Source organism: Prevotella histicola, from assembly GCF_055385135.1.
The window spans coordinates 1,712,431-1,737,774 of record NZ_AP043793.1 but is presented as its reverse complement, the minus strand read 5'-3'; the positions used below and the strand labels follow the sequence as shown (position 1 = coordinate 1,737,774).

The following is a 25,344-nucleotide window of genomic DNA, read 5'->3' as shown; positions in this document are numbered from 1 at the left end:
GTCTGCATACCCTTCACTATTATATGTCAGTTTGATATCTTTCGCTTATTTTGAGCGCCAAAGACCATGCAAGTTACAATATTCACGTGCATAAACCTCTGTTGCATCTGTCTTAAACTCTGCTACAGGACGGTCAGATGGGTTAAGATATTTACGAAGAACCTCATTGTTATTCGTAATCAACTCAATCCACTGAATTGAATGTTCCTCGGTCATTGGGTGCTCTACCTCACCTACTGTTACACGATAACCACCTGCTATCTTCTCTACAACAGGTACATGTTTCTCTGTAGCAGCATCAGTAGTGTTCTCTTTTAGCAACTGCATGCTACCAACACCACTCTCGCTACCTACTAAAACTTCTACAATATTACCGCTCTCTGAGCACTTATATAATTCGTTTCTCTTTGCCATAATAAATTATTTCTTAATGTTACGTTTGCAAATTTAGAAGAAAATTCTGAAAGAAACAAAACAATCACTTGTAAACATTACAACTTTTACATTCTTTAAGATTACATCCTACTCGACATTATCATACTTTCTTTCGTATCATACAGTCTTATAGGTTAACTGCTTGACAGGAATATCAATAAAAAACGCCTCAATTCCTCCCTACACAAATTGCTCATATCCCCACCAACTACATAACAGAGACACGTGAAGACTTTATCTCTAATCTATCTTTAATTCCCCTATCTTATTTTAAAATTATGTTGCTGTCACTTTTAACATTTTAAATAACATACTAATAATAAGGAGGTTAAGCAGCAATACGGCATGACAGGAGTGACAGCAACTAAAAACAAAACTATATTAGGGGTTTAGAGTAACTATAGAACATGTAATACCAAAGACTGTATCCATGATAATGTTTATATCTATTTATTGTGATAAGGTTTGCCATATTGTTTTCGTTTTGAATACTTAAAGCATTTAACACCATTTTTGAAGAGATTTTCCTACTCCACGATGGAAGATTAACTCACTCAAAAGATCTGAATAATCCGTAAGCAATTGCAATAATACCAGCTTCATAGCCACTAAAATGCAATGAATATGCAGCCGTAAGACCAGGAGAAGGCTTGTTCTTGTCACGATATGTAAAAATGAAGAAAACAATACCTAACAATATTGCACAAATATTATCGTACTTCCCTACAATCATAGCTATCACCGCTAAGATCACCATAAAACATCCTACACACAAATAAAAAAGACGTAAAGGGGTTATCGATCGTCTTCCTTTCTTGGCTATACAATATACTATTATAGCACCTGCAACAAGGGATAATGAATCCCAAATATAATCACAATACACCATATTGTTTTCGTTTTGAATACTTAAGCATTTAACACCATTTTTGAAGAGATTTTCCTACTCCACTATAGAAGATTAACTCACTCAAAGAATCTGACCAATCCGTAAGCAATTGCCATAATACCAGCAAAATAGCCACCAATAAGCCATGAATATTCAATCGTAAGACCAGGGGAAGGCTTGTTCTTGTCACGATAAATAAAGATGAGGAAAACAATACCAACCAATATTGCACAAATATTATCGTACTTCCCTACAAGCATAGCTATCACTGCTAAGATCACCATAAAACATCCTACACACAAATAAAAAAGACGCAAAGGGGTTATCGATCGTCTTCCTTTCTTGGCTATACAATATACTATTATAGCACCTGCAACAAGGGATAATGAATCCCAAACATAAATATAGTTTGCCATTTCAATCTTTGTTTTGATTACTTATTATATTCTCTTTTTCTTCGATGAGTTTATCTGTTAGCCGTTCTGCACCAGATAGCTTCAGATTTACTCCTTGTCTTATCACTTCAGTCCCTAAGTCAAATCCCTCTTCACCAATCTTCTTGCCATAACCTGGAAGGACTTTGTTTAACCCCATACTAACTAACTCTTCTCCACCTTTATAGATAAGTCCTTTTATTGAATTGCCATAATCACCATTTGCAAAATCAAGAAGGATCTCACTTAAACTACCAACTAAAGAAATAGCTTCTCCGAATCCTGCTAATGGCACCCCAATCTCTGCTCCTACCCCTGTCAGAGTCAGACCATATCCGAATAATGCTGCTCCATCACCTGCATCCTGCATTTTTTGTGTCCATTTAGTATCAAATTTATAATTACAAGTAATAACAAACTCTTTCTCATTCAAGGGACTAAATGTATTATAAGTATAGCGATATCTTGAATTCTGTGCTTCTCTATTTTCATATATAGGACTCGCATTTGTTTTATGAAAGAGATTATAGAACCACCTTGAGACTGCTGCTTGCCATTTATAAGGAAATCTCCCATCAGGATCAATAGCATTAACTGGATTATTCCCACAATAGCTATACGGAGTAGCATTATAAAACTTCTCTGCCAATGGGTCTACAGCATTCCATCTACAGATGATGGGGTCATACATACGGGCACCATAGTCGTACCAGTGAAGTCCATGCATCGTCTGAAATTCCTTACCATTGTATTTATAGGGTTGGATATCAGTGCCCTTCATGGAACCAGTATCACTATAAGGCAGCCCAAAAGGATAATAGTCATTCAATTGAACAACTTTCCCTTCCACGTCAAGCACCTCGCGAATATTACCTAGGTGATCAGCTGTATAGAAATACGGTTTGAAAGTAGGTCTCAATCGATAATACGGTATATTCTCATGAAATACGATATTGGGGAATCTATTATTCTTTGAGCCAGAATCTAAAGATGGTTTTCCATAAGGATAGATTGGTTCACCATAAGCTTCCATATCCTTTTGAATATAACCTCCTACAAAAAGATACTTATCTATTTGCCCATTTTTCAAAATAAGGTTACCTCCACAAAGATAATCTATTGAATCCGACGATAGGATTTCATCTTTTGCTAATTCATGCCTTCCTCCCATCGCAACACTAATATTTGGGACAGCAGTATAATGAATAGTACGTAATTTCTGCCCCGTAGCAGTAAAGACGTACTTTATGACGTTACCATTTACAAATTGTATACGCTTTAGCATGTTGTTTTCATCATAATCTATCATAGCTATACCACACCCATCATCACTATCTAACATTCCGCTATTATTATATGTATAACGGGCATTGGTAGCTTTAAAATCGATAGATCCACGACGTAGAATAGGTTCTGCATCATCATGGACGTCTACCATAAAATCATTATACGTCATCGTTAAATCGTCTATCAACCCAAAACTCTCATCTTGTTTCTGCCCACAACGCTTTAAAGACATAATTTTTCCATTATTATCATAAGTCATCTGTTCACTGAATTTCCCTATATTTTCTGATAATAATGAATTTTCACCATATACTGCATTACTCAAACGATTTAGACCGTCATAAGAGAACATATATCCTCTTTTCAGTCCATTCTCTCCACGGCTCCATTGTAGGCTACTAATATTACCATTATAGCAAGGCTTACCATGTCCCTCTGCATAATATAACTGTTCAACAAAACTGCCAGATGAGATTTCAGTCATCCAGCCATGCAAATCATAATGATAGCTAATATTCCCATTATTTCCAGAAATAGGCCTAGAGAGCTTCTTTAACTGACCGAGCTTACCATACTCATACTTCACTACAATATTTGGACTTTCTGTTTGTCCCTGCTTAATAGATATATTACTCGTAGACAGTTTATCATTATACTGATTATAAGTGTTATTTAAAATGGCTTTGAGCTTATCATTGTTCTTCAACTCAACATCTATCCGGGAGCAACTTAACTGATTCGTAAACGTATAAGTATTGTAACTCTTTTCGACAAATTGATTTAACCCTTTTGTATATACTTCTATAATGTTCCCTTTAATATCATACTTCATTGTTTTATATATATACTCACCATTAGAAGCTTTGACTATACAACCCGTCAAGCATCCTTTGGTTTTCATTGAAAAGTCCATTTCTATACTTGAGAAGCCAGATTTCCGACTGCCATACTGAAAAGAATAATCATCATAATAATTAACAATCTCTATCTCTGGATTATTCAGCATATCACTGTATTTACTTTCTAATAGATAATCTGTTGAGGCTAATCCACCTTGTGCCTGATGATAAGTAAGAATAGGATTATCATTTGGATTCAACTTAAAACTTGAACATAATCCCTGAATAGCCAAACGACCATACTTATCGTATAGCATAAAACGAATTTTCCTCTTTTCTGCAAGATTATTATCCTGTACAAAAGTAAGATGTTTTTCCTTATCATACCAATATCTCATTGTAAAGTCATTATACTCCCACGTAGGATATTTTTTCTTTACCAGATTACCTCTATCATCATACTGATACTCATATGCATTTTTTACTATATTCCCTTCTTCTTGATATAAGGGAGTGAGAATATAACGCAACTGTCCAACCGAATTATAAACATAATAAGTATCTCCTATATTACGACGCTCAAGTATAATATTTCCGAATAAATCTTTAAATTGAGTCACATAATGACCATCTGCATCTGTCTGTGTCATTTTCTGAAGACTACCTGCAGGATAATATGTATATTCCGTACTACTAGGCTCCTTCAATATTCTCTGCCCCAAAGGAGCTTCATAATGTAGCACTCTATCCGTATCTAGATTACTGCCAAAGTTCTTTGAATTCTCTTTACCTCTCTGCCTCCATGCCTGTCCAGGAAGTTCTTCTTTATTCACATTACCAAAAGAGTCGTAATGATATGAAGAAAAAGCTGTGTTATCATTATTATAGAATGCTTCAGAAAGTACAGATAAAGCATCAATATCTTCAAATTGGAAAGATCGATCTGCACCAACAGGTAGATAGGATTTCACAACTTTTCCCCTACCATCATAACACTTAGCTGAATAAACAGATGTACCTGTCCCAGAAGCAGACGTCACTTTCTCTATTTCTCGACCAATACCATCGAAATAGGTAACATTAGTAATAAGATTAGTCCCGTCCTCATCCAAAGGTATACTTTCACTAATAAAGTTCTGATTTAGACTCTGGCCCTTTACAAGCAAAGGAAAGAAGCCAACAATAAAGAATATTATTCTTGTATTCATATTTATTTGCGATAATGATACTGATATTTCTTTAAAAGTCTCCCACTATAATCAAAGATTCCTTGCAAATCTCCAAAACTATTATACTTATATGTTGTTTTATTCCCATTTGCTTGCATGATAGAAGTAATTCCCAAAAGAATATTATATGAATAAGCAACAGTCCCAGGAGGAGCAGTCGTAATATATTGTTGTAGTTTATTTTGACATTGTTCTGAATCAAGGAACTCTTCATTTGATATACCTATAGGAACATAAGTATCACTCTTCACTAATAAGTAGCAATCATTATACCCCCATTTTAGATAAGTAGTCGGTTTCCCAAGCTCTCGAATAAAATAAGGAACTCCAGTATTAGTATAACTGATGCTACGTACTAATGTATCAATTTTTCCTTCATAATTTGTACGCATAATGCTATAAGGTACAACTATCTCTTTTCCATAAAGTTTTTCATATTTAGTGGCAAGAAGAGATTCAAGCTTTCCATCTCTATAATGTACGACTTTCAATGGTTTAATATCAAACATTTTCTTATATAATAAAGAATCCTCTTCTTTACAATGCATAAAATCCCCAAATTGATATAAATACTCTTCTGAAGAATATGCTCTTTTTGTATGTCGCCCAACGGTAAGTCTTATATTCATATCATGCTTGTATGGATACCATGTGGTATACACTTTATCAATACGGTTTATTTCATTTACGGTTACAATGGGAGATGACCCATCTTCTGGGAAAATTGTATCCCGTTGTTCCACGACATCATACTTTGGATAATAAATTTTATAGACACCACCGAGGTAATGCGCAAACTGCGCCGTGTGAAAGCTTTCCTGTCGGAGATTTGTAGTTAACGAATATTGTTTAAGGTAATTATCCTCATCTGTTCTATATTTAAATGCAGTAGCTTGCACTTTTCTCCCATCATTATTAATGACTTCTTCTTTTAATAAAAGTCCTCGTTTAAAACCCATATCCGAGTACTCATCGTTAGGTGTCATTTTGTCTGTATATCCGAAAGTCAACACGAATGGTTGGTCTTTTGCACCTTCCGTAGACAGGTTTGAGAAATGATAAATATGCTTCTCTGTCTGATTTTCTATATTCCCCAAGACTTTAATAGACTCTGTAACATAGGAATATCCAGTACTCGGGCCACTACTATTAGCAAGAGGTACGATAGAAGATGAACGTGAGGTCCCTATACTATAAGTCGTTTTACCATATATACACTTTATATCATAATTCCAACTATAAAATGGTAAGGCAAACAACTCTCCGCTAGAAACAGATGTTCTTGGTATATTATAAGAATAATCTCTTTCACTCAACAGGCGTCTCATATCCTCCGTCTCATATATTTTTATAGATTTAATTCTAAGTCCACCTCCTATACCATTACAAAGTTCTAGATCTTGTCGATTATATTTAAGTCTTTTTCCATAAGTATTAGGTTCATAATCCAAAACAGAGCAACCGCCCGTAGGATAAATAATCTTATTTAATACTCCCAAAGCAGTAAACTTGGAATCTGGGGCTCGTACTGTATTTATGTTACTAAGATGCCCTTCATATGGTCTCCCATTATAATACCCCCAGTGATCCACCGCCGTAGTAAGATAGTCTGCCGGCAACCTTTCAAATTCATTATATTTGAATCTATACGCATTTTTTACGCCATGCGGCATAATACCTTCATTATCTTGGATTAAGACACTGTCAAGACATAGTCTTTTATTTACTATACTTGTACAGAGCCTAAAAGCAATTTTACTAATAACCTTCTCTTTAGCTACTGGTTGGATTACAATACTACTAAGCCTTTCTAACCTAGAATAACTAAGCAAATCTTCCCTAATTTCTTTTTCAATACCAGAAGGGCGATATATACCTTTGTTAAAAAAACTAGGAGGGTTATGACGAAATTTGTAAAGAGAATCATCATCTTCCTGAAGATAATAGAACCCTCTTTTTGAAGGGCGATTATCATGAGCTGCACCACCAACTACCCATCCACTAACATTATGGGCTAGCACTTGATAAAGCCCACTTACCCCATTGTATCTATCATAGAGTTTCTTATATAGATGTTCTGTCCCCATTTTATCCTCCACACAACAAGAAGATAGATTTATCAACAGTCCATTCAAGGTTTTTATACTCTGTAAATAGACTGGTGAGTTTATTGAAATACTATAAGGAAAGTCGTTATTATTATATGAATACATAGCTTCTGTTGCTAAGACTCCAGAGTATTTTCCATACACACCATTCGAATATGAGCAATTAAATACTTGAATAACGTATGCTCCTCTTTTATATTTTAAGGAGAATAACTCATTCCCATATTTATCAGAGACTTTAGTTAAATACCAGCTCATAGCATGCCAACATTCAGTGTATTCACTAACACTCATACACCAAAAATTAGTATTATACTCTATGGCATTTTGTACATAACCAAACTGATATTCATACCCATTATCATCCCTGAGAATAAAACCTGCAATGCTTCGAGGTTGAAGTTCTCCATTTGGGTATTTCGGATAAAAAGGGGAAGTAAAATTCGAAGATTTATTAACATCAAAGATTACTTCTATATTATCTTTACTTTGCACAGACCAATTACCATTTGTATCTAAGAAGAACTTTCCACTTTTCCCCATAAAATTAAAGGTAAATTCATCTGGAGACATATCATATTCACCACCATGTGTTATGGCTTCTTTCAAGTCGGAATAATCATTTTCTGGCTTATTCATTAAAATTGGTAACTTAGAATGAGACTCAAAGTAATTATGTGCTATTCCAAGACATACTCCCTGAGCTTGTGGGGGAGCAATCCACTCATCATAGTTCCCATGTCTATTACGCGTAATAACCCCGCCAACATTGAGCGTCCAATTCTGACCTACCCATGTTGGAAGGCTATTTGGCATAACTCCACTGGCATCATAATCTAAGGTTATTGGCATGGAAATATCCTTGACTTTAATATTATATAATGGAACACTTATATTAGGCCTACCTGTAAAATACGAGATTCCAATGTCGCCATAAGTACCCAAAGAAGATGCCGTAGGCGTGGGAACATCTACAAAATGATCTAAATTGGTTACCCATTTAGGAGGAGCCTCTCCTGGTAATTTTAATTGTGCTTTAACACTATTGGAAATAACAATTAGTAAAATTAAGATTAAACATACATTTCTCCGTTTCATGATACCATAATATTAAAATGTTATTGTCTTACTATATATCCTCCCATTTACATTAATGTACAATATATACTGTCCCCGACGTAGTCCGTTACAGTCTATGCTCTCAGAATACCCTTGTCTTGCTATTTGGCTGCGGTGCAACCTCCGATATACAATACCCATAGTATTAGAAATGAGCATTGTTATCTCAGCTTTTTCATCTAAATTATAATCAACATGTACCAGCATTCCTTGTACATTGGTTTGATAATGGAATATATCTTGTTTTTTGATCTGTTCTATAGAATCATTCTTATGAATAGCTTTATTAACAGGATCAAATAACTGATTTTGAAAGTCTGGTAAACAACAATAAGCCTGTTGCTTAGTTCCAATCATCTTCATACCAGCATAAGTGGTACTCGTAAAAGTTTCAAAGACAGGATATCTATACCCTCGAGCATACCATTCATAGTGCTCTTCTATAACTTGGTGAAGTCGTGCCGTATCAAGTGCAATAGAATCAATATCCATACAAATAAAATAGGAACGGAGCGTATAAAGACGAATAACATTTTGTAAAGTATCTCTATTAGGCAGTATAATTTTGCCGTAAGCATCTGCCAATAAAGTGGTTTGTCCGCCTTCACGATAAATATGATCATTACAATAGATACCTTTTCCATAAAAAGGTATAGTAGCCGAATCGCCATATGCATAGGGATATATCAATCTACAGACAGGAAAGATATAATGAATTATATGCAGAGGAGACTCTGTCTCTACCTGGTATAGTGTATCCTTTTTCAAAATAAAAGACCGAACATTGACAGTATTTATTATAAATGCACTATCTGATCTCAATCTATATGATAACTTTTCAGTAGACCCATCACCGATATTCAATTCAGAGAAATCCCATATTTGATTACCAGAACCTCCTTGCGAGAAATAATCAACATTAATTCTTTCCAAATTATTTGTAAGCCATTGATTGGCCTGTTTCTCTACTCTTATTTGTGAATAGCAAGATAAAGAAGACATTAGAAAGAAAGCTATAAAAAGACTTTTAACTGTCATTACTAGATTATTAGTTATTAGACCTTGGGTTAAATGCTTCCTATACAGAAAGGCTTAAATTCACTTGCAAATGTATGTAAGAATAGCGTAAACTGCAAATGAATGAAAAAGAAAGTGAATTGCATTAACAATGTTTATGAATTAACACCTATCAGCCTTTCAACTCTTATCTGCCATTCCCACGCTTGAAATGGCAAGTAGAACAATGAACAGATAACGGACGAACAGAAAGTGAAACATAAGAATATCGCAAGAAGAAAAACATCTTACAATTTCGGACACAAAAAGACTTGATAATTAAAAGAAAACCTTTCATTTCTGCTTTCATAACTCACGCTGTACCAACGGGTTACAAAACCGAAAACAAAAGGTGCCCTTTTGCGTTCCAAAAGAGCACCTTTTACACCTCAAAAGGGCATCTTTTACAATGCAAAAGGGCGTCTTTTACATTGCAAAAGAGCATCTTTGAATTGACAGTTATGAATCATCTTTACAATAACACCAAATTTATCTCCATCTAAAGGCACATGAAGAAAGATGCTATCCACAACATACTGCTTATTTTACCACAATCTTCTTCCCATTATGGATATAAACTCCACACTGTGAAGGCTTGCCATTGAGCCGCTGCCCAGAGAGGGTGTAATAAGCGTTATCAGCTGATATCTTCCCAAGGTCCTCATGAACCATACTGATTCCCGTAGGTGTTGGTTTTGAAGCAGCCCTTTGTATATTGAATTTGTCTCCTTCCTTTACAGAAGAAATAGTAAAGAATGAAGTTTTGTTTATATATTCTCTGTCCACAGTTTGGCTCTGATAAGCATCAGCAACTGTTCCTCTACTGAACACAAAATTCACATAATCATCATCATTGTTGAGTGTGTAATCCTTATAAAACCATTTCTTCCCATTAATAATTTCCGTATCAGTAACCTTATCCCCAGGCCATTGTGTATCTGCGTGCGAGCCACCCCAAGAGTGAATGTTCACATAATCATTCCATCCAACCTGCTCCGTATTCACATAAATACGAATGGTCTTTTGCTTATACACTGGTGTAAGGTTATCTATGAAGTAATGTTCTTCCTTCGGACCTTTATCCTTACCGGAATCAAAGTAAACCCCTACATAATCTTTCTCTGGAGAGACATCAAAGAAAGAAGTCTCCTTCACATTGTTCTTATCGAATGTCTGATTCTTAGAAGCCGTACCACCATCAGTTCCTGTACTAAAAACAAAGTTCACATAGTCGTCGGCAGTCTTCAGTTCGTAATCCTTATAGAACCATTTTTTTCCATTAATAGTCTCTGTTCGGGTTACTTTTTCACCTGGCCACTGCGTCCCTGTCTGTGTTCCACCCCATGAATGGAAGTTCACATAATCGTTCCATCCCACTCTGTCTGCATTAACATAGACACGAATCGTATGCGGTTTGAAATCCTCTACCTTATAGACACGCGTCACAGATTTCCCCAATTTGCCGTTTACGACAGGTGTAACACGTAATACTGTTCTGCCTTCGGGCAATGTAACCTCCGTCCCTGGGGCTACTTTCCGACTTGAAAGATCAGGAGTGGTACCATCTGTTGTATATGCGAGCTGCACATTATTATCAACTGATACAGCATCCAATCTGACCTTCAAGTCCCTTCCCTGATATTTTCCACCAGGTAGAGAAATCCATGCTTTACTACCAAACGAAGCCACATCAGCATAGTAAACATAGTGATAACCACTGAGAATCTTCTTGTATTTGTGAGTGTCAACAGGTAAACTGTTTGCCTTTGGACCAACAACTACCAGTATCTCACCGTCGTCACCCTTCGTAGTTATTGCATAATAAGCCTTGTCTTTGGCGTATGTCTCGTAGAAGCTCTCATTATGAATACCTGCAAACTTACGAACATCTATCATCTTCTTTATCTCTTGCGGATATCTCAAATAATGAGGAAGGAAGACACATGGTGTACCAGGCATAGCCAACATGTAAGCATTAGCAGCCAAAGTATCCTTTTCCATGTACCCATTATTTAGGTTAATATTCTCCCCATGTTCGCCTTTGCGTATCTGCGTGTCATGATTCTCCACGTAAGTAACAATATAACGGCGATAATGAGTATCAGAAACAACGGTATTTGGTTCTCCGAGCTCCGTCCAATTATTATCATGAATAGCCTTCTCGACAGTCCTCTTAAATGGAAAATCGAAGACTCCACTGTACCATTCTGTATTTTCAATCCACTTCTTCATCTCAGGGATATCATAAGTCCAGACCTCTCCCACTGAGTATTTCGCATTTGCAGCAGAGTTATAGTCCTTGAAATGATATCCTGCAAAACCCTTTGCCATATCATAACGGAAGCCGACATACCCAAGATCATCTATCAACATCCTCTCATACGCCTTCACAATTTTCTGCACATTCTCACTCTTATGGTCAAGATCGCGCATACCACCCCAGTCATCACCCTCGTCATTGTTTTTACTTAGTTGCACATTCTGCTCCCTTGCTGCATCTTCGCAAGAGTTACGATTCTTCACACCATCATCTGCACAGATATCGGTTGACCGGAACTGATAGGTTACACCATTATATGTTTCCGGGGGGAAGAGAAACCATCCAACTGTCTCATGATGGTTGATCACAACATCAGCTATCGTCCCGATACCTCTTTGTTTGAAGGTTTTGATCATGTTTTTCAGTTCATCTCTCGTACCGAAAGACGAATGCTGATTGAAATAATACAGAGGATTGTAACCCATAGACGGGATAGAACCACCCTTACCGCTTTGTGGTACCCATACCAGATTGAAGTAATCGGCGAAATCATCCGCCATTTTCTCTAAGTTTGTCCATTGTGTCTCCTGAAAAGAATCCCAATAGAACCCTTGCAACATGACACTATGATCATGTCCTGGCCATCCCTGTGCCATAGAACATAAGGATAGCAAAAAAGCAAATGTACTTGCTAAAAATCGTTTCATATAGATTTAGTTTATTTGTCTCCGTCAACAAATTGACGAGAGAGAAAGTATTTATAAAATGGTGATTAGCGAAGATTGTTGTAGCTATCATAGTGATAGATTTTCATCATACACAATCAATAATCGTCATGATTACCCCTGCAAAGATACTAAATTATTCTATATAAGAAAGCATAACTCACAAACTTTCTATAAAATACGCACATTAACTCAGAGCGGAACAAGAAAGGGTGTACTGACAACAATGCCAATACACCCGACGTCATACAATGATCAATTCAGAGTCTTATGGAACTATCTCCATTGTGCAATGCGACTTTGTATCACACAAGAGATAGAGTTTAATGTTATATTTGCCTGCTGTAACATTGATGTTACCACCCTTAAAGGTGATATTATCCAATGAACCGCCCCAGTCTAACACCCAATCACTGTTAGCACGGAACTTCAATTCGCCTGTCGTCAAGGTGATATTATCTATCTCCCAACACTTTTGAGCAGCATTATAGGTCATAGCTACGTCAGAGTTCCACCCATTAGGAGAGGCTGAACCGATGACACCCACACTGCTGATGGGTGTGTAAGTAATCGCTTGTGTGGTAAGATCAAGGTCCACCTTATAGAATCCAGCAGGGTCTGTCAGTACGATATTGGCACCTTTCTCTACCAAGTTCTGTCCATAATCAGTACCATTCCAGTCCTGCTGGGTCGCGAACTTAAAGCCGTTCTGATTAAGATACATGAATCCAGTATATTTTCCGTCTGCCAATGGGCTATAAAGTGGATTGCTAAATGACCATCCATTGGCATCACCTGACATGTAAAGATACTGTGTGAAGGCTGGTGCAACACAGGTAACACTTGCCGTCGTACTCTGTGACAAGCTGAATCCTTCACCACGTTGCAGCTTAATTTTGTTCGTAACGGCAACGGCAACCTTATGCAAGTCACCATTCTTACCATAGAGATTCTCCACTGCTGCAACGAGTTCTGTACTCTTTACCCGTCCTGTCTCACTCGCATTCAGTGATACAGTCTTGTTATTATTAGAAAGGACAGCCGTCAGCGACTGGGTTGAGACAGCGTTATCAGACTCTACCGTTGGGACAAACAGCTGCACAGAATCAGCCGTTACTGTATTGAAGTCAATGGCGGGGGCTTCTGCAACAGTGAACTTTACTTCCTTCGCCACCTCCTCACCATTCGCCTGTGGGCGTGTCCATTCTTGATATTCATCGCTACCGCAAGCAGTGATAAGCAATGCGGTACTTGCCATGATTAGTAACTTCTTCATTGTTTTAGTTCTTATTATGTGATGAGCATGTGCCACAAGGCTTACACTTCACGTGGCACACGCTCTCTAATCATCATTTTCTCTCTTATTGTTTTACGAAGGAATACTGTCCCGTAATATCATTGAAGTAAACGGTATAAGTCCCTTTCTGGTTATGGATGTTCTGTCCGCCCTTGGTGGCTACACCATATGGGAATGCTTCTGCTCCCCAGCTGACATCCCATGTACCATTAGCAGCAAACTTACAGCCCTCACCGTCAGCACCAGTTGACTTCTCTGCAAAGGTTACAGTAGCTTTCCAGTCGTGATTCTCAACAACCGATGTCTCAGCTGTCATTGGTGTTCCACCTGCAACAGTCCAGCCATCATGCTTACCAGGCAATGCCATTGAAGTATAAACAGTAGGTGCAGTACCCGTGTAAGGAACAATCTTTAGTTTAAGATTCTTTGTATCAAACGTAATGGTATAGTAACCTGCTGTTGGAGCTTTGATATCTGAAGATCCGCCATCATTATATACGAAGTCACCGAAGCTTGCTCCTTGACCAACCTGACCGTCATCCCAGCTTGCTGGGTTCTTCTTCAACTTAAAGCCTGCTGTTGACAGGTAACCAGTCCAAGAGATGACACCTTTACCCGTCTTTTTGTCATATTCCTGACCTTCCATTGGCAACAAAGGAACAACCTGAGCATTGCCCCATGAGCCATCACCGAAGCTACCTCCAACGAGATACCATGTCTCAACGGGTGCATCAGAAAGCTCAATATAATAAGGAGCCACACTCATCTTCACCGAATTAGAGTAGATGGTGTCACCATTCAGCAAAGAATAAGCACGTGCATAGAGTGTCTGTGAAGTAGGGACATGCCCTTCTTCATAACGTTCCATCTTCTGAATTGCCGTAGCAATGTCAGCTGCATTTACCGATGTACGGCATGTTCCTGTTGGAGTACCAACAGATGCGTAATCACCACGCTCTGTATCCATATCAACAACCTGGTCAACTGACTTTGTCCAATGGTCAGTTGTAGAGAACTGCATACCGTATTCTGCAGCTGCAGGGAAGCCGTATTCTGGCTGAGACCACGTGAAATTCAGAGTCCCAGAGGTCTTCAAATCAACCGTCTGTGCAGCATAAGCAGGTGCATTCAGAACAAAACTCTTTGGTGTCTGAAGCGTAGGGTTATGCTCCAAGTCCTTGTCGCAGGCAGCGAACAACGCTACACCTGCACACAGAAGCAACGAGGATTTTATTATTGATTTCATATTTATTGTTCTTTTATAGTTATATTCTATTGATCTGTCTTACCTGTTCACAATGGCCAACAGTCCAGATGCTTATTCTAAAAGAATCCGTCATAAGATTCTGATGACCATTGCAAACGATCTCAATTAATAGCCAGGGTTCTGCTTTAGTTTATCATTAGCTGTCAAATCACTTGCTGGAATAGGGAACAAGTTTAGGTGAGCGTCAACGTTACGCCCTACTTTCACACCGCCTTTCCAGCTCCAGTTATAATTAACATTCCCACCAAAGTAGCCGAAACGGATAAGGGTTGTACGACGCAAGCCCTCAAAATAGAACTCACGACTCCACTCATCACAGATCTGAGGAAGAGAGTAAGCACTGCGAGTGGTAGCATGTGCACGCTTACGGAGGTCGTTGATATACTGTGCACCATCAGCAGTTGTCGTCCCGCCGTTCATACGTGCATCAGCTTCAGCATACATCAGATAAGCCTCTGCAGCCCGCATAAGGAAGAAATCAGTATCAGGGAACATCGAATCATGTCCTGCTGAGCCATCAGTCTTAAAGTTAGTGAACTTACAAACGGCAAAACCATTGGTAAACACCTTCACATCAGCTTCATCATTACCATTATCAACGTTTCTGCCTTCACCATCAAAGAGTGCACGATCATCATTAGCAGCAGCAGGCATAGCATATGCACCGATGTTTGGAGCATTGTTATTAGGGAAGAACTTCTGTACTAATTCTGGACGCATACGGTTACCAGCCCATCCAGCAGTGGTATTGTTACCCTTTGTTGTAGCATCCTTTATGTGCTCACTATTATCATTCGAACCAGCCATAAGGTAAAGTGTTGAACCATAAGAAGTGGTCATTTTGCCATCTAGGAGGATTGGGAATACAGCCTCAACAGAAGCTCCACTCTCACCATTGTCGCCCATAAAGAGCTGTTGATAGGCACTCCACTGTCCTTTCTTGGTTGTGTAAAGCTTGTAAGGAGAGTCAATAACCTTCTTTGCATATACCTTAGCATCAGCCCAATCAGGTGTACCTGTGTATACCTCAGCGTTCAAATAGAGACGAGCTAAGAGCATCCATGCAGCAGCCTTATCAACACGACCGTATCCAGAAGTAGCTGATGTCTTTGGTTGAGGATCGCTCAATTTTGGTTCAACATTGGTTTTCAGCTCGTCAACAAGCCACTTATAGAGGTCAGCACGCTTGATACGATCAGCTTTATCAGATGATACTACTGTCGTAAATGGCACGTTACCGAACTCATCCAATAGGTAATAATAGTTCAAAGCGCGGAGGAATCGAGCCTCAGCTGACATTGTTTCGTTATAATCGCCGTAGTCTTTAAGATACTGATTACAGTAAGAAATACCAGCATAAAGACGGTTATAGAAACCCTTCAACATAGGGTGTGAAGCATCGTAAGTAATGAAATTGAAATTGAGGATTCCCTCATCACCTCCCCAAGCACAGATGGCTTCATCGGTTGGAAGCTCCTGTGTATTGAACAACTGGCGAATATAACCACTCGTACCACCATCAATACCGTCGACATCACTATCTCCATTGGCTCCTCCATTACCAGCCATTGCTATGATAGCATAACACTTATTCAAAACACTTTCTGCCTTTGTGTTTACCTTTGTCTTAAGGTTTGGATCAATTGGATTAACATCCAAATCGGCAGTACAAGAGGTTAGTCCTACAGACAGCATAAAGGCTGCAGCAGAGAATATATATTTTATGTTAGAATTCATTGTCTTTATCCTTTTAAAAAATTAGAAGTTTAAGTTCAAACCCAGAATAAAGGAGATTGGACGTGGATAGAGATTATTGTCAATACCATTGAACACCTCTGGGTCAAGTCCCTTATACTTAGTAATACAGAACACATTATTTACCGTTCCATAAACGCGACCAGAGATTCCATTCCATGTCCCCTGCTTGAGGAGGTTAGCGAAGCTGTAACCAAGAGTGATATTATCCAGCTTTAAGAATGACGCATTCTGTACCCAATAGTCAGTCTGTATTGACTTTGTTTCTGTTGAAAGCCAGTTGTCTGCTAAGACTTCTGTTGGACGGTTTACAAGATACTTGCTCTTAGAGAATAATTCAGAATTTGACATATTTGCAGTACTTGCGAAAGCATCATTGTAAACATAGTTACCAATACTTGCACGGAGAGCAAAGCCTAAATCCCAACTGTGATATTCAAAACGAGAAGCAAATCCCATGGTAACAGGGGCAGCTGGTGCCTTATAATAGTACTTGTCAGCATCTGTAATCTTACCATCACCATTGCGATCTACAACGACTCCCTCAATAGGTTTACCATTTTTATCATATACCTGTTGGAAAACATGGAAAGAGTTGACGGTATTACCTACATGCTGTGCCTGAATGTTACCACCGGTTCCAGCTGAGATACCACCAGTTGGAACGAAGTAGTCTGCATCATTGCCACCATTGAGGTTGGTAATCTTATTATAATTATAGGTGAAATTGTAATCCATTGTCCAGTTGAAGTCCTTTGTATTTATCGCTAACCAATGGATACTTGCCTCTACACCAGTGTTATACATAGAACCAATGTTACTCATCACCTGGTTACGGAAGTTAGACCCAGCTGATACAGTAGCACTGTTCAACAGATCATTCGTCTTACGATAATACCAATCAATTGTACCACTAAGACGTTGTTTGAGGATTCCCCAATCAAGTCCAACGTTATATGAAGTTGTAGTTTCCCACTTCAGACTTGGATCGTACGCCTTTGGTCGGGCTAAAGTACCATCACCATATACAGGATAATAAGAGTCGACACCCGTATTCATCTCATATACAGCAAAGTAATTGTAGTCACCGATACCTTCTTGTTGTCCTGTCATACCCCAGCTAAGACGAAGTTTCAAGTCAGACAACCAATTTATTTTCTTAAACATGTTCTCTTCATTCATACGCCATGCAAAAGCAAATGAAGGGAACACAGCCCAATGATCTCTGAAACGAGAAGAACCATCATCACGTACAGTGGCTGTTACCATGTAACGACCATCCATTAATGACCAGTTAGCACGACCAAAGAATGATACAAGATAGTTCTCTGTTGCGAAATCATACTTTGTACGATTACGCTCTTTACCAGCAATTGAAGCATCCGCATTCGTCTTAGGGAAGTAGCTCCAATAAGAGTTATGTGTGTTATGCCAGAAGTGTGCCCACTCATAACCAGCCATTATGTCAAAGTGATTCTTTGCTTTATCATTAAAGTCATGGTAGTATTGTGCATAAGCCGAGAGTTGCATATTACGTTTCAATTGTGATTCCCATCCATATGAACCGTAATAAATAGCTTGTGGAGAAGCTGGGTCAACGTCAGTGAGCTGGCGTCCTTTGGCAATATCAATACCAGCAGTAACATGCAAACGCAGGTCTTCAAAACCATGAACCTTATAGTCTATATCAGCACTACCAAGGAAATCACGGCTGATAGCACGGTCGTTTTTCAAATTAAGAATGGATACAGGATTCTTGGTAGCCAAGGAATAATAGGTTGTAGGCCATGTTGGGTCATTGAGAGCAGTTCCACCATCCAACCATTGATAGTATCCTGCGAAGTTATCAAAGCCTGAAGCATATACCGGTTGGGTTGGATCGAACTGACGAGCAGCCTTGATAGCTTCACCATCAGCATAACGGTTCTTTGTCCACATGCCCTTACCATTCAAAGTAATGTTCAAATGATTATTCAAGAGAGAAGGGCTTAAGGTGACTGCACCAGTGAAACGTTCGAAGTTAGAAGTCTTGATTATACCCTGCTGATTCGTATAACCAGCACTTACACGATAAGGTAACCAATTGGCTGCTTGACCTGATACAGAAACATTATGATCATGACTGAAAGCCGTACGGAAGATCTCATTCTGCCAATTAGTATTTGCTTTACCCAAACGTGCATAAGCTGTTGGAACTTGATTGCCATTAGAATCAATAGTGAACATAGCTGTTCCAAACTTATCTGTTATCAATTTACGATACTCATCAGCTGACAGTACGTCGAGATTCTTTGACTTTGTACTAACGGTAAAGCTACCATTATAAGATATTTGTGTCCCACGGCGTCCCTTCTTTGTCGTAATAATGATAACACCATTTGAACCACGAGAACCGTAGATGGCTGTTGCCGAAGCATCTTTCAGTACGTTAAAAGACTCAATATCCTGTGGATTAACAAGAGACAGAGGGTTGGTTACACCCTTAATACCCGTCTGATCCATTGCCACACCATCAATAACAATCAATGGATTATTAGAAGCATTCAAAGAAGAGCCACCACGAATACGGATTGTGGAGCCAGCGCCTGGAGTACCACCATCGCTTGTGACGCTCACACCAGCAACTTTACCAGAAAGCATATCTTGCGCATTAACAACGAGGCCTTTGTTCTTACTATCAGGCTTCAGAGCTGTTACAGATCCTGTAAGGTCACTTTTCTTCACAGCTCCATAACCAATAACAACCACCTCATTCATCTGTTGTGCTTGGTCATCTTTAAGTATAACAACCATACCATTAGCTGCTGCCACTTGTTGTTTTTGATAACCAATGTAAGAAATCGTCAAAGGTGCACCTGGCTGTACATTGACAGTAAAGTTACCATCAAGGTCAGTTACAGTGCCATTGGATGTTCCGTTGATAAGAACCGAAGCACCAATGACTGGTTCACCGGCTGCATCCTTCACGTGTCCAGTAATAGTAGACTGTGCAAAGGAATAGACTGAAAGGAATAGACTAATGAATAAAGTCAGCATCCTAACAGGAAATTTACATTTAACCTGCTTCATCACTGTTTAATTAAAGTTATTTATAAAATAATAAAATTGTTGTCGTTTAGTTACATTACAGACTGACTTACAGTCACATTATAGGTTTTGTCGGATGCAAAGATAATTGAGGGCAAAGTGATTTCACACTTTTTTCTCTTTGAAAGTATAATTTAGCAAGCGCAAACGTTTGCACAGATTGTTGCGTAACAAATAAATTGATATAAGTCAAATATTTCATAGAAAATGTGTATATTTGCGTAACGAAATCACGAGACTGCATTAAGATAAAAAACAAATTAATGGGTGGTACCACAAACATAACAATGAAAGATATAGCACAGAACCTTGGAGTATCTGTTGCTACGGTCTCTCGAGCACTCAAAGACAGCCCTCGCATCTCTGTCGAAAAGCGTGAGGAAATAAAGAAATATGCGCGTGAACATAACTTCTTTCCAAATATGATAGCCGAGAGTTTACGCAAAAGTAAGGTACAACCTATCAAGATCATTGGCGTCATTATCCCACAACTCACTCACTTTTATTTCTCATCTATCTTATCAGGCATTGAAGAAGAAGCCACAGCAAGAGGCTATAAACTGATGGTTGCACAAAGTAGAGAGATGTATGAGAATGAAGTGAAGATCTGTCGAGCTTTCTCTGAGAGTAAAGTATGTGGTATAATCGTATCACAAGCAAAGAATACGGCGAAGTATAATCATTTCCAAAAGCTTATTGAACAAGGTGTTCCGCTAGTGTTTTACGACCGTATCTGTACTGGAGTAGATGCCAGTCGCGTGGTAGTAGATGATTATATGGGGGCATATTCGGCTGTAACGCACCTCATAGACACGGGTTGTAGGCGTATTGCTTACTATGGGACATCACTTACAATGGAGATTGGAAAGAACAGATACAATGGTTATCGTGATGCATTATTAAAGCATGGCTTACTTCCAGACGAGCGTTTGATAAGGACATGTGATAATAGGGCCGATGCCGAAGCCATCACACCAGATGTAATGAGCCTTCCAGAACCACCTGATGCTTTCTTTGCAGTAAATGATGACACGGCAATTGGCATTCTATATTCTTGCAAACGAATGGGGTATGCAGTCCCTGAAGAAGTTTCCATCTGCGGATTTACAAATGGCGAACGGGCTATTGCATGTGACCCGATGCTAACAACTGTTGAGCAACGTGGCAATCAAGTTGGCGAAGAAGCTGCAAATATTTTGATTGACAAGGTTGAAGGAGTCATACCAAGAAGCAGCATTGAGAAACGAGTTGTAAGAACAAGACTGATCATTAGAGGGACAACACGATAAGAGAAAAGGAGAACCTCTAACCTGCTTGAAAGGAAGTTAGATTCAAATAGTACAAGACATAAACAAAAATATATCGATAATATAACACCTACCTGTCACATATTTAAGAATACAATCTTTCCCAATTCCATCTTATTACAAGGATAGCAAGAGGGATAAAACTAATAACAACGCATAACAATGAAACAAAAACCTAACTTAACTTTCTGGCAACTGTGGAATCTAAGCTTCGGTTTCTTCGGAGTTCAGATAGCCTATGCACTGCAGAGTGCTAACATTTCTCGCATTTTTGCCACACTTGGAGCCGACCCACATAAGCTCAGCTACTTCTGGATACTTCCTCCTCTGATGGGAATCATCGTACAGCCCATCGTTGGAGCCTTATCCGACAAGACTTGGACGCGCTTCGGACGACGCATTCCTTATCTCTTCGTGGGTGCAGCGGTGGCCGTGTTAGTAATGTGTCTATTGCCTAATGCAGGCTCATTCGGCATGGCGGTATCCACGGCAATGGTATTTGGTTTACTTTCATTGATGTTCCTTGATACAAGTATCAACATGGCGATGCAACCGTTCAAGATGCTCGTTGGAGACATGGTAAATGAAAAACAAAAGACACTTGCCTACTCTATCCAATCTTTCCTGTGCAACGCTGGCTCCATAGCTGGTTATATTTTCCCCTTCTTATTCACTTTCCTTGGTATCTCAAACCAAGCTCCTTTAGGTGTAATCCCCGACTCCGTTGTTTATTCTTTCTATATTGGTGCTGCCATTCTCATCCTTTGTGTCATCTATACTACAGCCAAAGTAAAAGAGATGCCACCAAAGGTGTATGCAGAATACCATAGTTTAAAGACCCCAGAGAACGCACAGAAAACGGGTTGGATAACCTTATTAAAGAATGCTCCAGCTACCTTTTGGAAGGTTGGATTGGTTCAATTCTTCTGTTGGTTTGCCTTTATGTATATGTGGACATACACTAACGGAACCGTAGCTGCCAACTGTTGGAATGTTGATATGTTCGCAAAAGATGCCACAGCCACGGTCGGTTATCAAGAAGCAGGCAACTGGGTAGGTATGCTTTTCGCTGTTCAAGCTATTGGATCTGTACTATGGGCTATCATTCTTCCACAGTTCAAGAACAGGAAATTAGGTTATGCTCTGTCCCTCATTTTAGGTGGTATAGGCTTTGCAATGACAGCTTTTGTACATGACCAGTACGTAATGTTCATTCCTTTCATCCTCATCGGGTGTGCATGGGCAGCAATGCTTGCCATGCCATTTACGTTTGTTACCAATGCTTTGGAGGGTTACGGACACATGGGAGCATATCTTGGACTTTTCAATGGAACCATATGTATCCCACAGATTATCGCAGCTTTAGTAGGAGGAACTCTCCTTAGTATGGTTGGTTCTGTACAGAGTAACATGATGATTATAGCAGGTGTAGCCCTCGTACTAGGAGCACTATCCGTCACTATCATCAACGATCAACACACAACAGAATAGCATTTCCATTTATCTAATAGTATTATCAATTTTGAAGAATATAAATATTCCAGCCCTATGAATATACATTTTCATTTAGATTACAACACTTATTACGGTCAGGATCTTATCCTTAACGTCATCAAAGGCTACCATAATGGGGAGAAAGAGACTACAGAATATAGAATGCATACTACTGATGGATACCATTGGGAAGTAAACATGCAGAAAGATGTGAGACCAGGGACTCACATGGATTACTTTTATACCGTACAATGCGGTGATAATACCGAACGCAAAGAGTGGAGTGTGGTAACACATCGATTGGAATTTGATGCAGAACATGCACACAACTATTCTGTTTATGATCACTGGCATGACATTCCTGAAGACTCATTCCTCTATAGCTCAGCAATTACAGACAGCGTAATGGGTAAGAAACTCGGGAAATGCAAAACTAATATATATAATAAAGCTATCACTTTAAAGGTACGAGCACCACAATTAAATGCAGAGGATAAGCTCTATGTTGCAGGAGCTGAACTGGCTTTAGGTGCATGGAATGTTACGAAAGCCCTACCAATGACACAGCACAACATCAATGAATGGAGTGTAGCACTTGATGTCACAAAGCTAACTGGTAACACACTTGAAGTGAAGTTCTTCATGAAAGGGAACAGCGATATACCCGTGTGGGAAAGTGGCAATAACCGCATCATCACCTTACCACTTATGGAAGAAGGAGATGTCACTGTCTATGAGCTTGACGAAGCTTTCTTCCCTCTTCCACCTGTACGCATAGCAGGAACATTAGTCCCTCTTTTTTCTCTACGCTCTGAAACGAGTTTCGGCATTGGAGACTTTGGAGATCTGAAGAAAATGATTGACTGGGTAAGTCTGACGAAACAACGTGCCTTACAGATATTACCTATCAACGATACAACGATTACGCACACTTGGACAGACTCTTATCCATATAGCTGTATATCTATCTTTGCCTTGCATCCTCAGTATGTGGACTTAACAGCTTTACCAACATTGAAAGATGCGAAGGCAAGAGAAAGATTTGAAAAAATTCGCAAGGAACTCAATGCTCTACCACAGATTGACTACGAGCGAGTTAACTTTTCAAAGATAGAATATCTGCATTTGCTTTTCGAACAAGAAGGAGAAAAGGTTCTCAAGAGCAATGCCTTTAAGACATTCTTCAAAGAAACAGAACACTGGTTAGTCCCTTATGCACAATACAGCTACCTGCGGGACAAGTACGGCACAGCCGATTTCTCTCTCTGGCCAGACCATCACCAATGGGATGAAACTACTCGTAAGGCTCTATCTGACCCAAAGAACAAAGCATACAAGGACGTTGCATTCTTCTATTATGTACAATTTATTTTGAGTAGTCAGCTCAAAGCTGTACATGAATATGCTCAGGCTCATAACGTAATACTCAAAGGTGACATCCCTATTGGTGTTAATCGATATGGTTGTGATGTATGGACTGAACCACGTTACTTCAATCTTAACGGACAAGCAGGTGCTCCTCCTGATGACTTTTCAGTAAATGGACAGAACTGGGGATTCCCGACTTACAACTGGGAAGAGATGCTGAAGGATGGTTGTCAATGGTGGATAAAACGATTCCAGAACATGGCTCAATACTTTGATGCTTATCGAATCGATCATGTCTTAGGCTTCTTCCGTATATGGGAGATTCCAATCAACTCTGTCCACGGACTTCTCGGACAATTCTCTCCATCACTGGGTATGAGCCGAGAAGAGATAGAAGGCTATGGATTACAGTGGCAAGAAGCATTGTTTACTGAACCTTTTATCACAGATTGGGTACTCGACCGTGTCTTCAAGGAGCATGCCAACGAAGTACGTGAGAACTATATAGAGCACACTTGGGGCGATCATTATAAGATGCGGCCAGCCTATGACACCCAACGCAAGGTGGAAAAGGCTTTTGAGGATAAGACTTCTGAGAAAGATATTTGGATACGTGATGGACTATATGCCCTTATCAGCGACGTTCTCTTCGTACGTGACCGTAAAAATCCAAATCTCTTCCACCCACGTATAAGCGTACAGCATGACTTCATATACGAGAGTCTCTATGACAGTGACAAAGCTATCTTCAATAGGTTGTACAACGATTACTATTACAGACGTAACAATCAGTTCTGGTATCAGGAAGCAATGAAGAAACTTCCGAAGCTGGTTGACGCCACACGTATGCTTGTCTGTGCAGAGGACCTTGGTATGGTACCGAGCTGTGTTGCATGGGTCATGAACGAACTGCGCATCCTTAGTCTTGAAATACAAAGTATGCCTAAGGACCCACACGTACGCTTTGGACATCTGGGAGCTAACCCTTACCGAAGTGTCAGCACCATTTCAACACACGACATGGCAACACTTCGCCAATGGTGGGATGAAGATTGGCCACGTACACAGGACTACTTCAACACGATGCTGCATCGTGAAGGTCCTGCACCACACCCACTGCCAGGCTGGTTGGCACGTGACATCGTTAGCCGACACCTCACCTCACCAAGTATGCTTTGTATCCTTGGCATACAGGACTGGATGAGTATTGATGAAGATCTACGTCTTCCTGACCCCAATGCAGAACGAATCAATATCCCTGCAAATCCTAAGCACTACTGGCGCTACCGTATGCATGTTAGTATTGAAGCACTTATGAAGAATGATGCTTTCAACAGCCAAATAACTGATTTGGTTCATCTGTCAGGTAGATAACAGTATTCTAAAGA

Annotated in this window: 14 protein-coding genes; 3 read left to right on the top strand and 11 right to left on the bottom strand. The window is 39.3% G+C overall.

Annotated elements, in window-relative coordinates; translation table 11 throughout:
• Positions 1 to 45 precede the first annotated feature (45 nt).
• The 11 genes from ACZ48L_RS06930 to ACZ48L_RS06880 all read right to left on the bottom strand — a co-directional run bounded on the left by ACZ48L_RS06930 (position 46) and on the right by ACZ48L_RS06880 (position 19,769).
• Positions 46 to 414 (bottom strand): desulfoferrodoxin, encoded by a 369-nt coding sequence (locus tag ACZ48L_RS06930; RefSeq protein WP_008823600.1) that lies wholly within the window; start codon positions 412 to 414, stop codon positions 46 to 48.
• A gap of 571 nt (positions 415 to 985) precedes the next feature.
• Positions 986 to 1,168 carry a hypothetical protein gene (locus tag ACZ48L_RS06925; protein ID WP_148295436.1) on the bottom strand — a complete coding sequence of 61 codons (183 nt, stop codon included), beginning with the start codon at positions 1,166 to 1,168 and terminating at the stop codon, positions 986 to 988.
• A 233-nt stretch (positions 1,169 to 1,401) separates the two neighbouring features.
• Complete coding sequence (locus ACZ48L_RS06920) at positions 1,402 to 1,740, bottom strand: hypothetical protein (RefSeq protein WP_044113836.1); 339 nt, start codon at positions 1,738 to 1,740, stop codon at positions 1,402 to 1,404.
• Position 1,741: 1 nt separating this feature from the next.
• Positions 1,742 to 5,092, bottom strand: a complete 3,351-nt coding sequence (locus ACZ48L_RS06915; protein WP_025791448.1) for an RHS repeat-associated core domain-containing protein — start codon at positions 5,090 to 5,092, stop codon at positions 1,742 to 1,744.
• Positions 5,093 to 5,094: 2 nt separating this feature from the next.
• Positions 5,095 to 8,319, bottom strand: a complete 3,225-nt coding sequence (locus ACZ48L_RS06910) for a hypothetical protein (RefSeq protein ID WP_278573182.1) — start codon at positions 8,317 to 8,319, stop codon at positions 5,095 to 5,097.
• Between the two features lie 12 nt (positions 8,320 to 8,331).
• A complete protein-coding gene (locus ACZ48L_RS06905; RefSeq protein ID WP_148295437.1) occupies positions 8,332 to 9,378 on the bottom strand; it encodes a hypothetical protein in 1,047 nt (348 codons plus the stop codon).
• A 558-nt stretch (positions 9,379 to 9,936) separates the two neighbouring features.
• A complete protein-coding gene (locus ACZ48L_RS06900; RefSeq protein ID WP_025791452.1) occupies positions 9,937 to 12,363 on the bottom strand; it encodes an alpha-amylase family glycosyl hydrolase in 2,427 nt (808 codons plus the stop codon).
• A 286-nt stretch (positions 12,364 to 12,649) separates the two neighbouring features.
• Positions 12,650 to 13,657, bottom strand: a complete 1,008-nt coding sequence (locus tag ACZ48L_RS06895; protein ID WP_025791454.1) for an Outer membrane protein SusF domain-containing protein — start codon at positions 13,655 to 13,657, stop codon at positions 12,650 to 12,652.
• 85 nt (positions 13,658 to 13,742) lie between these two features.
• Entirely contained in the window at positions 13,743 to 14,924 is a 1,182-nt protein-coding gene (locus ACZ48L_RS06890) for a SusE domain-containing protein (protein WP_025791455.1), read from the bottom strand.
• A gap of 126 nt (positions 14,925 to 15,050) precedes the next feature.
• Positions 15,051 to 16,682 carry a RagB/SusD family nutrient uptake outer membrane protein gene (locus ACZ48L_RS06885; RefSeq protein ID WP_025791456.1) on the bottom strand — a complete coding sequence of 544 codons (1,632 nt, stop codon included), beginning with the start codon at positions 16,680 to 16,682 and terminating at the stop codon, positions 15,051 to 15,053.
• Positions 16,683 to 16,703: 21 nt separating this feature from the next.
• Complete coding sequence (locus tag ACZ48L_RS06880) at positions 16,704 to 19,769, bottom strand: SusC/RagA family TonB-linked outer membrane protein (protein WP_025791458.1); 3,066 nt, start codon at positions 19,767 to 19,769, stop codon at positions 16,704 to 16,706.
• Between the two features lie 281 nt (positions 19,770 to 20,050).
• Here ACZ48L_RS06880 and ACZ48L_RS06875 point away from each other — a divergent pair, with 281 nt between their 5' ends.
• The 3 genes from ACZ48L_RS06875 to ACZ48L_RS06865 all read left to right on the top strand — a co-directional run bounded on the left by ACZ48L_RS06875 (position 20,051) and on the right by ACZ48L_RS06865 (position 25,330).
• Positions 20,051 to 21,076 carry a LacI family DNA-binding transcriptional regulator gene (locus ACZ48L_RS06875; RefSeq protein WP_025791459.1) on the top strand — a complete coding sequence of 342 codons (1,026 nt, stop codon included), beginning with the start codon at positions 20,051 to 20,053 and terminating at the stop codon, positions 21,074 to 21,076.
• A 180-nt stretch (positions 21,077 to 21,256) separates the two neighbouring features.
• Positions 21,257 to 22,585: an SLC45 family MFS transporter gene (locus ACZ48L_RS06870; RefSeq protein ID WP_025791461.1), complete on the top strand. Its 1,329-nt coding sequence runs from the start codon at positions 21,257 to 21,259 to the stop codon at positions 22,583 to 22,585.
• Between the two features lie 57 nt (positions 22,586 to 22,642).
• On the top strand, positions 22,643 to 25,330 hold the full coding sequence (locus ACZ48L_RS06865; RefSeq protein ID WP_464721973.1) for a 4-alpha-glucanotransferase: 2,688 nt from the start codon (positions 22,643 to 22,645) through the stop codon (positions 25,328 to 25,330).
• Positions 25,331 to 25,344 lie beyond the last annotated feature (14 nt).

Excerpts from the sequence above, each read along its gene's own strand:
- ACZ48L_RS06930 (WP_008823600.1), bottom strand. The coding sequence starts at position 414 with ATGGCAAAGAGAAACGAATTATATAAGTGCTCAGAGAGCGGTAATATT.
- ACZ48L_RS06925 (WP_148295436.1), bottom strand. The coding sequence starts at position 1,168 with ATGATTGTAGGGAAGTACGATAATATTTGTGCAATATTGTTAGGTATT.
- ACZ48L_RS06920 (WP_044113836.1), bottom strand. The coding sequence starts at position 1,740 with ATGGCAAACTATATTTATGTTTGGGATTCATTATCCCTTGTTGCAGGT.
- ACZ48L_RS06915 (WP_025791448.1), bottom strand. The coding sequence starts at position 5,092 with ATGAATACAAGAATAATATTCTTTATTGTTGGCTTCTTTCCTTTGCTT.
- ACZ48L_RS06910 (WP_278573182.1), bottom strand. The coding sequence starts at position 8,319 with ATGAAACGGAGAAATGTATGTTTAATCTTAATTTTACTAATTGTTATT.
- ACZ48L_RS06905 (WP_148295437.1), bottom strand. The coding sequence starts at position 9,378 with ATGACAGTTAAAAGTCTTTTTATAGCTTTCTTTCTAATGTCTTCTTTA.
- ACZ48L_RS06900 (WP_025791452.1), bottom strand. The coding sequence starts at position 12,363 with ATGAAACGATTTTTAGCAAGTACATTTGCTTTTTTGCTATCCTTATGT.
- ACZ48L_RS06895 (WP_025791454.1), bottom strand. The coding sequence starts at position 13,657 with ATGAAGAAGTTACTAATCATGGCAAGTACCGCATTGCTTATCACTGCT.
- ACZ48L_RS06890 (WP_025791455.1), bottom strand. The coding sequence starts at position 14,924 with ATGAAATCAATAATAAAATCCTCGTTGCTTCTGTGTGCAGGTGTAGCG.
- ACZ48L_RS06885 (WP_025791456.1), bottom strand. The coding sequence starts at position 16,682 with ATGAATTCTAACATAAAATATATATTCTCTGCTGCAGCCTTTATGCTG.
- ACZ48L_RS06880 (WP_025791458.1), bottom strand. The coding sequence starts at position 19,769 with ATGAAGCAGGTTAAATGTAAATTTCCTGTTAGGATGCTGACTTTATTC.
- ACZ48L_RS06875 (WP_025791459.1), top strand. The coding sequence starts at position 20,051 with ATGGGTGGTACCACAAACATAACAATGAAAGATATAGCACAGAACCTT.
- ACZ48L_RS06870 (WP_025791461.1), top strand. The coding sequence starts at position 21,257 with ATGAAACAAAAACCTAACTTAACTTTCTGGCAACTGTGGAATCTAAGC.
- ACZ48L_RS06865 (WP_464721973.1), top strand. The coding sequence starts at position 22,643 with ATGAATATACATTTTCATTTAGATTACAACACTTATTACGGTCAGGAT.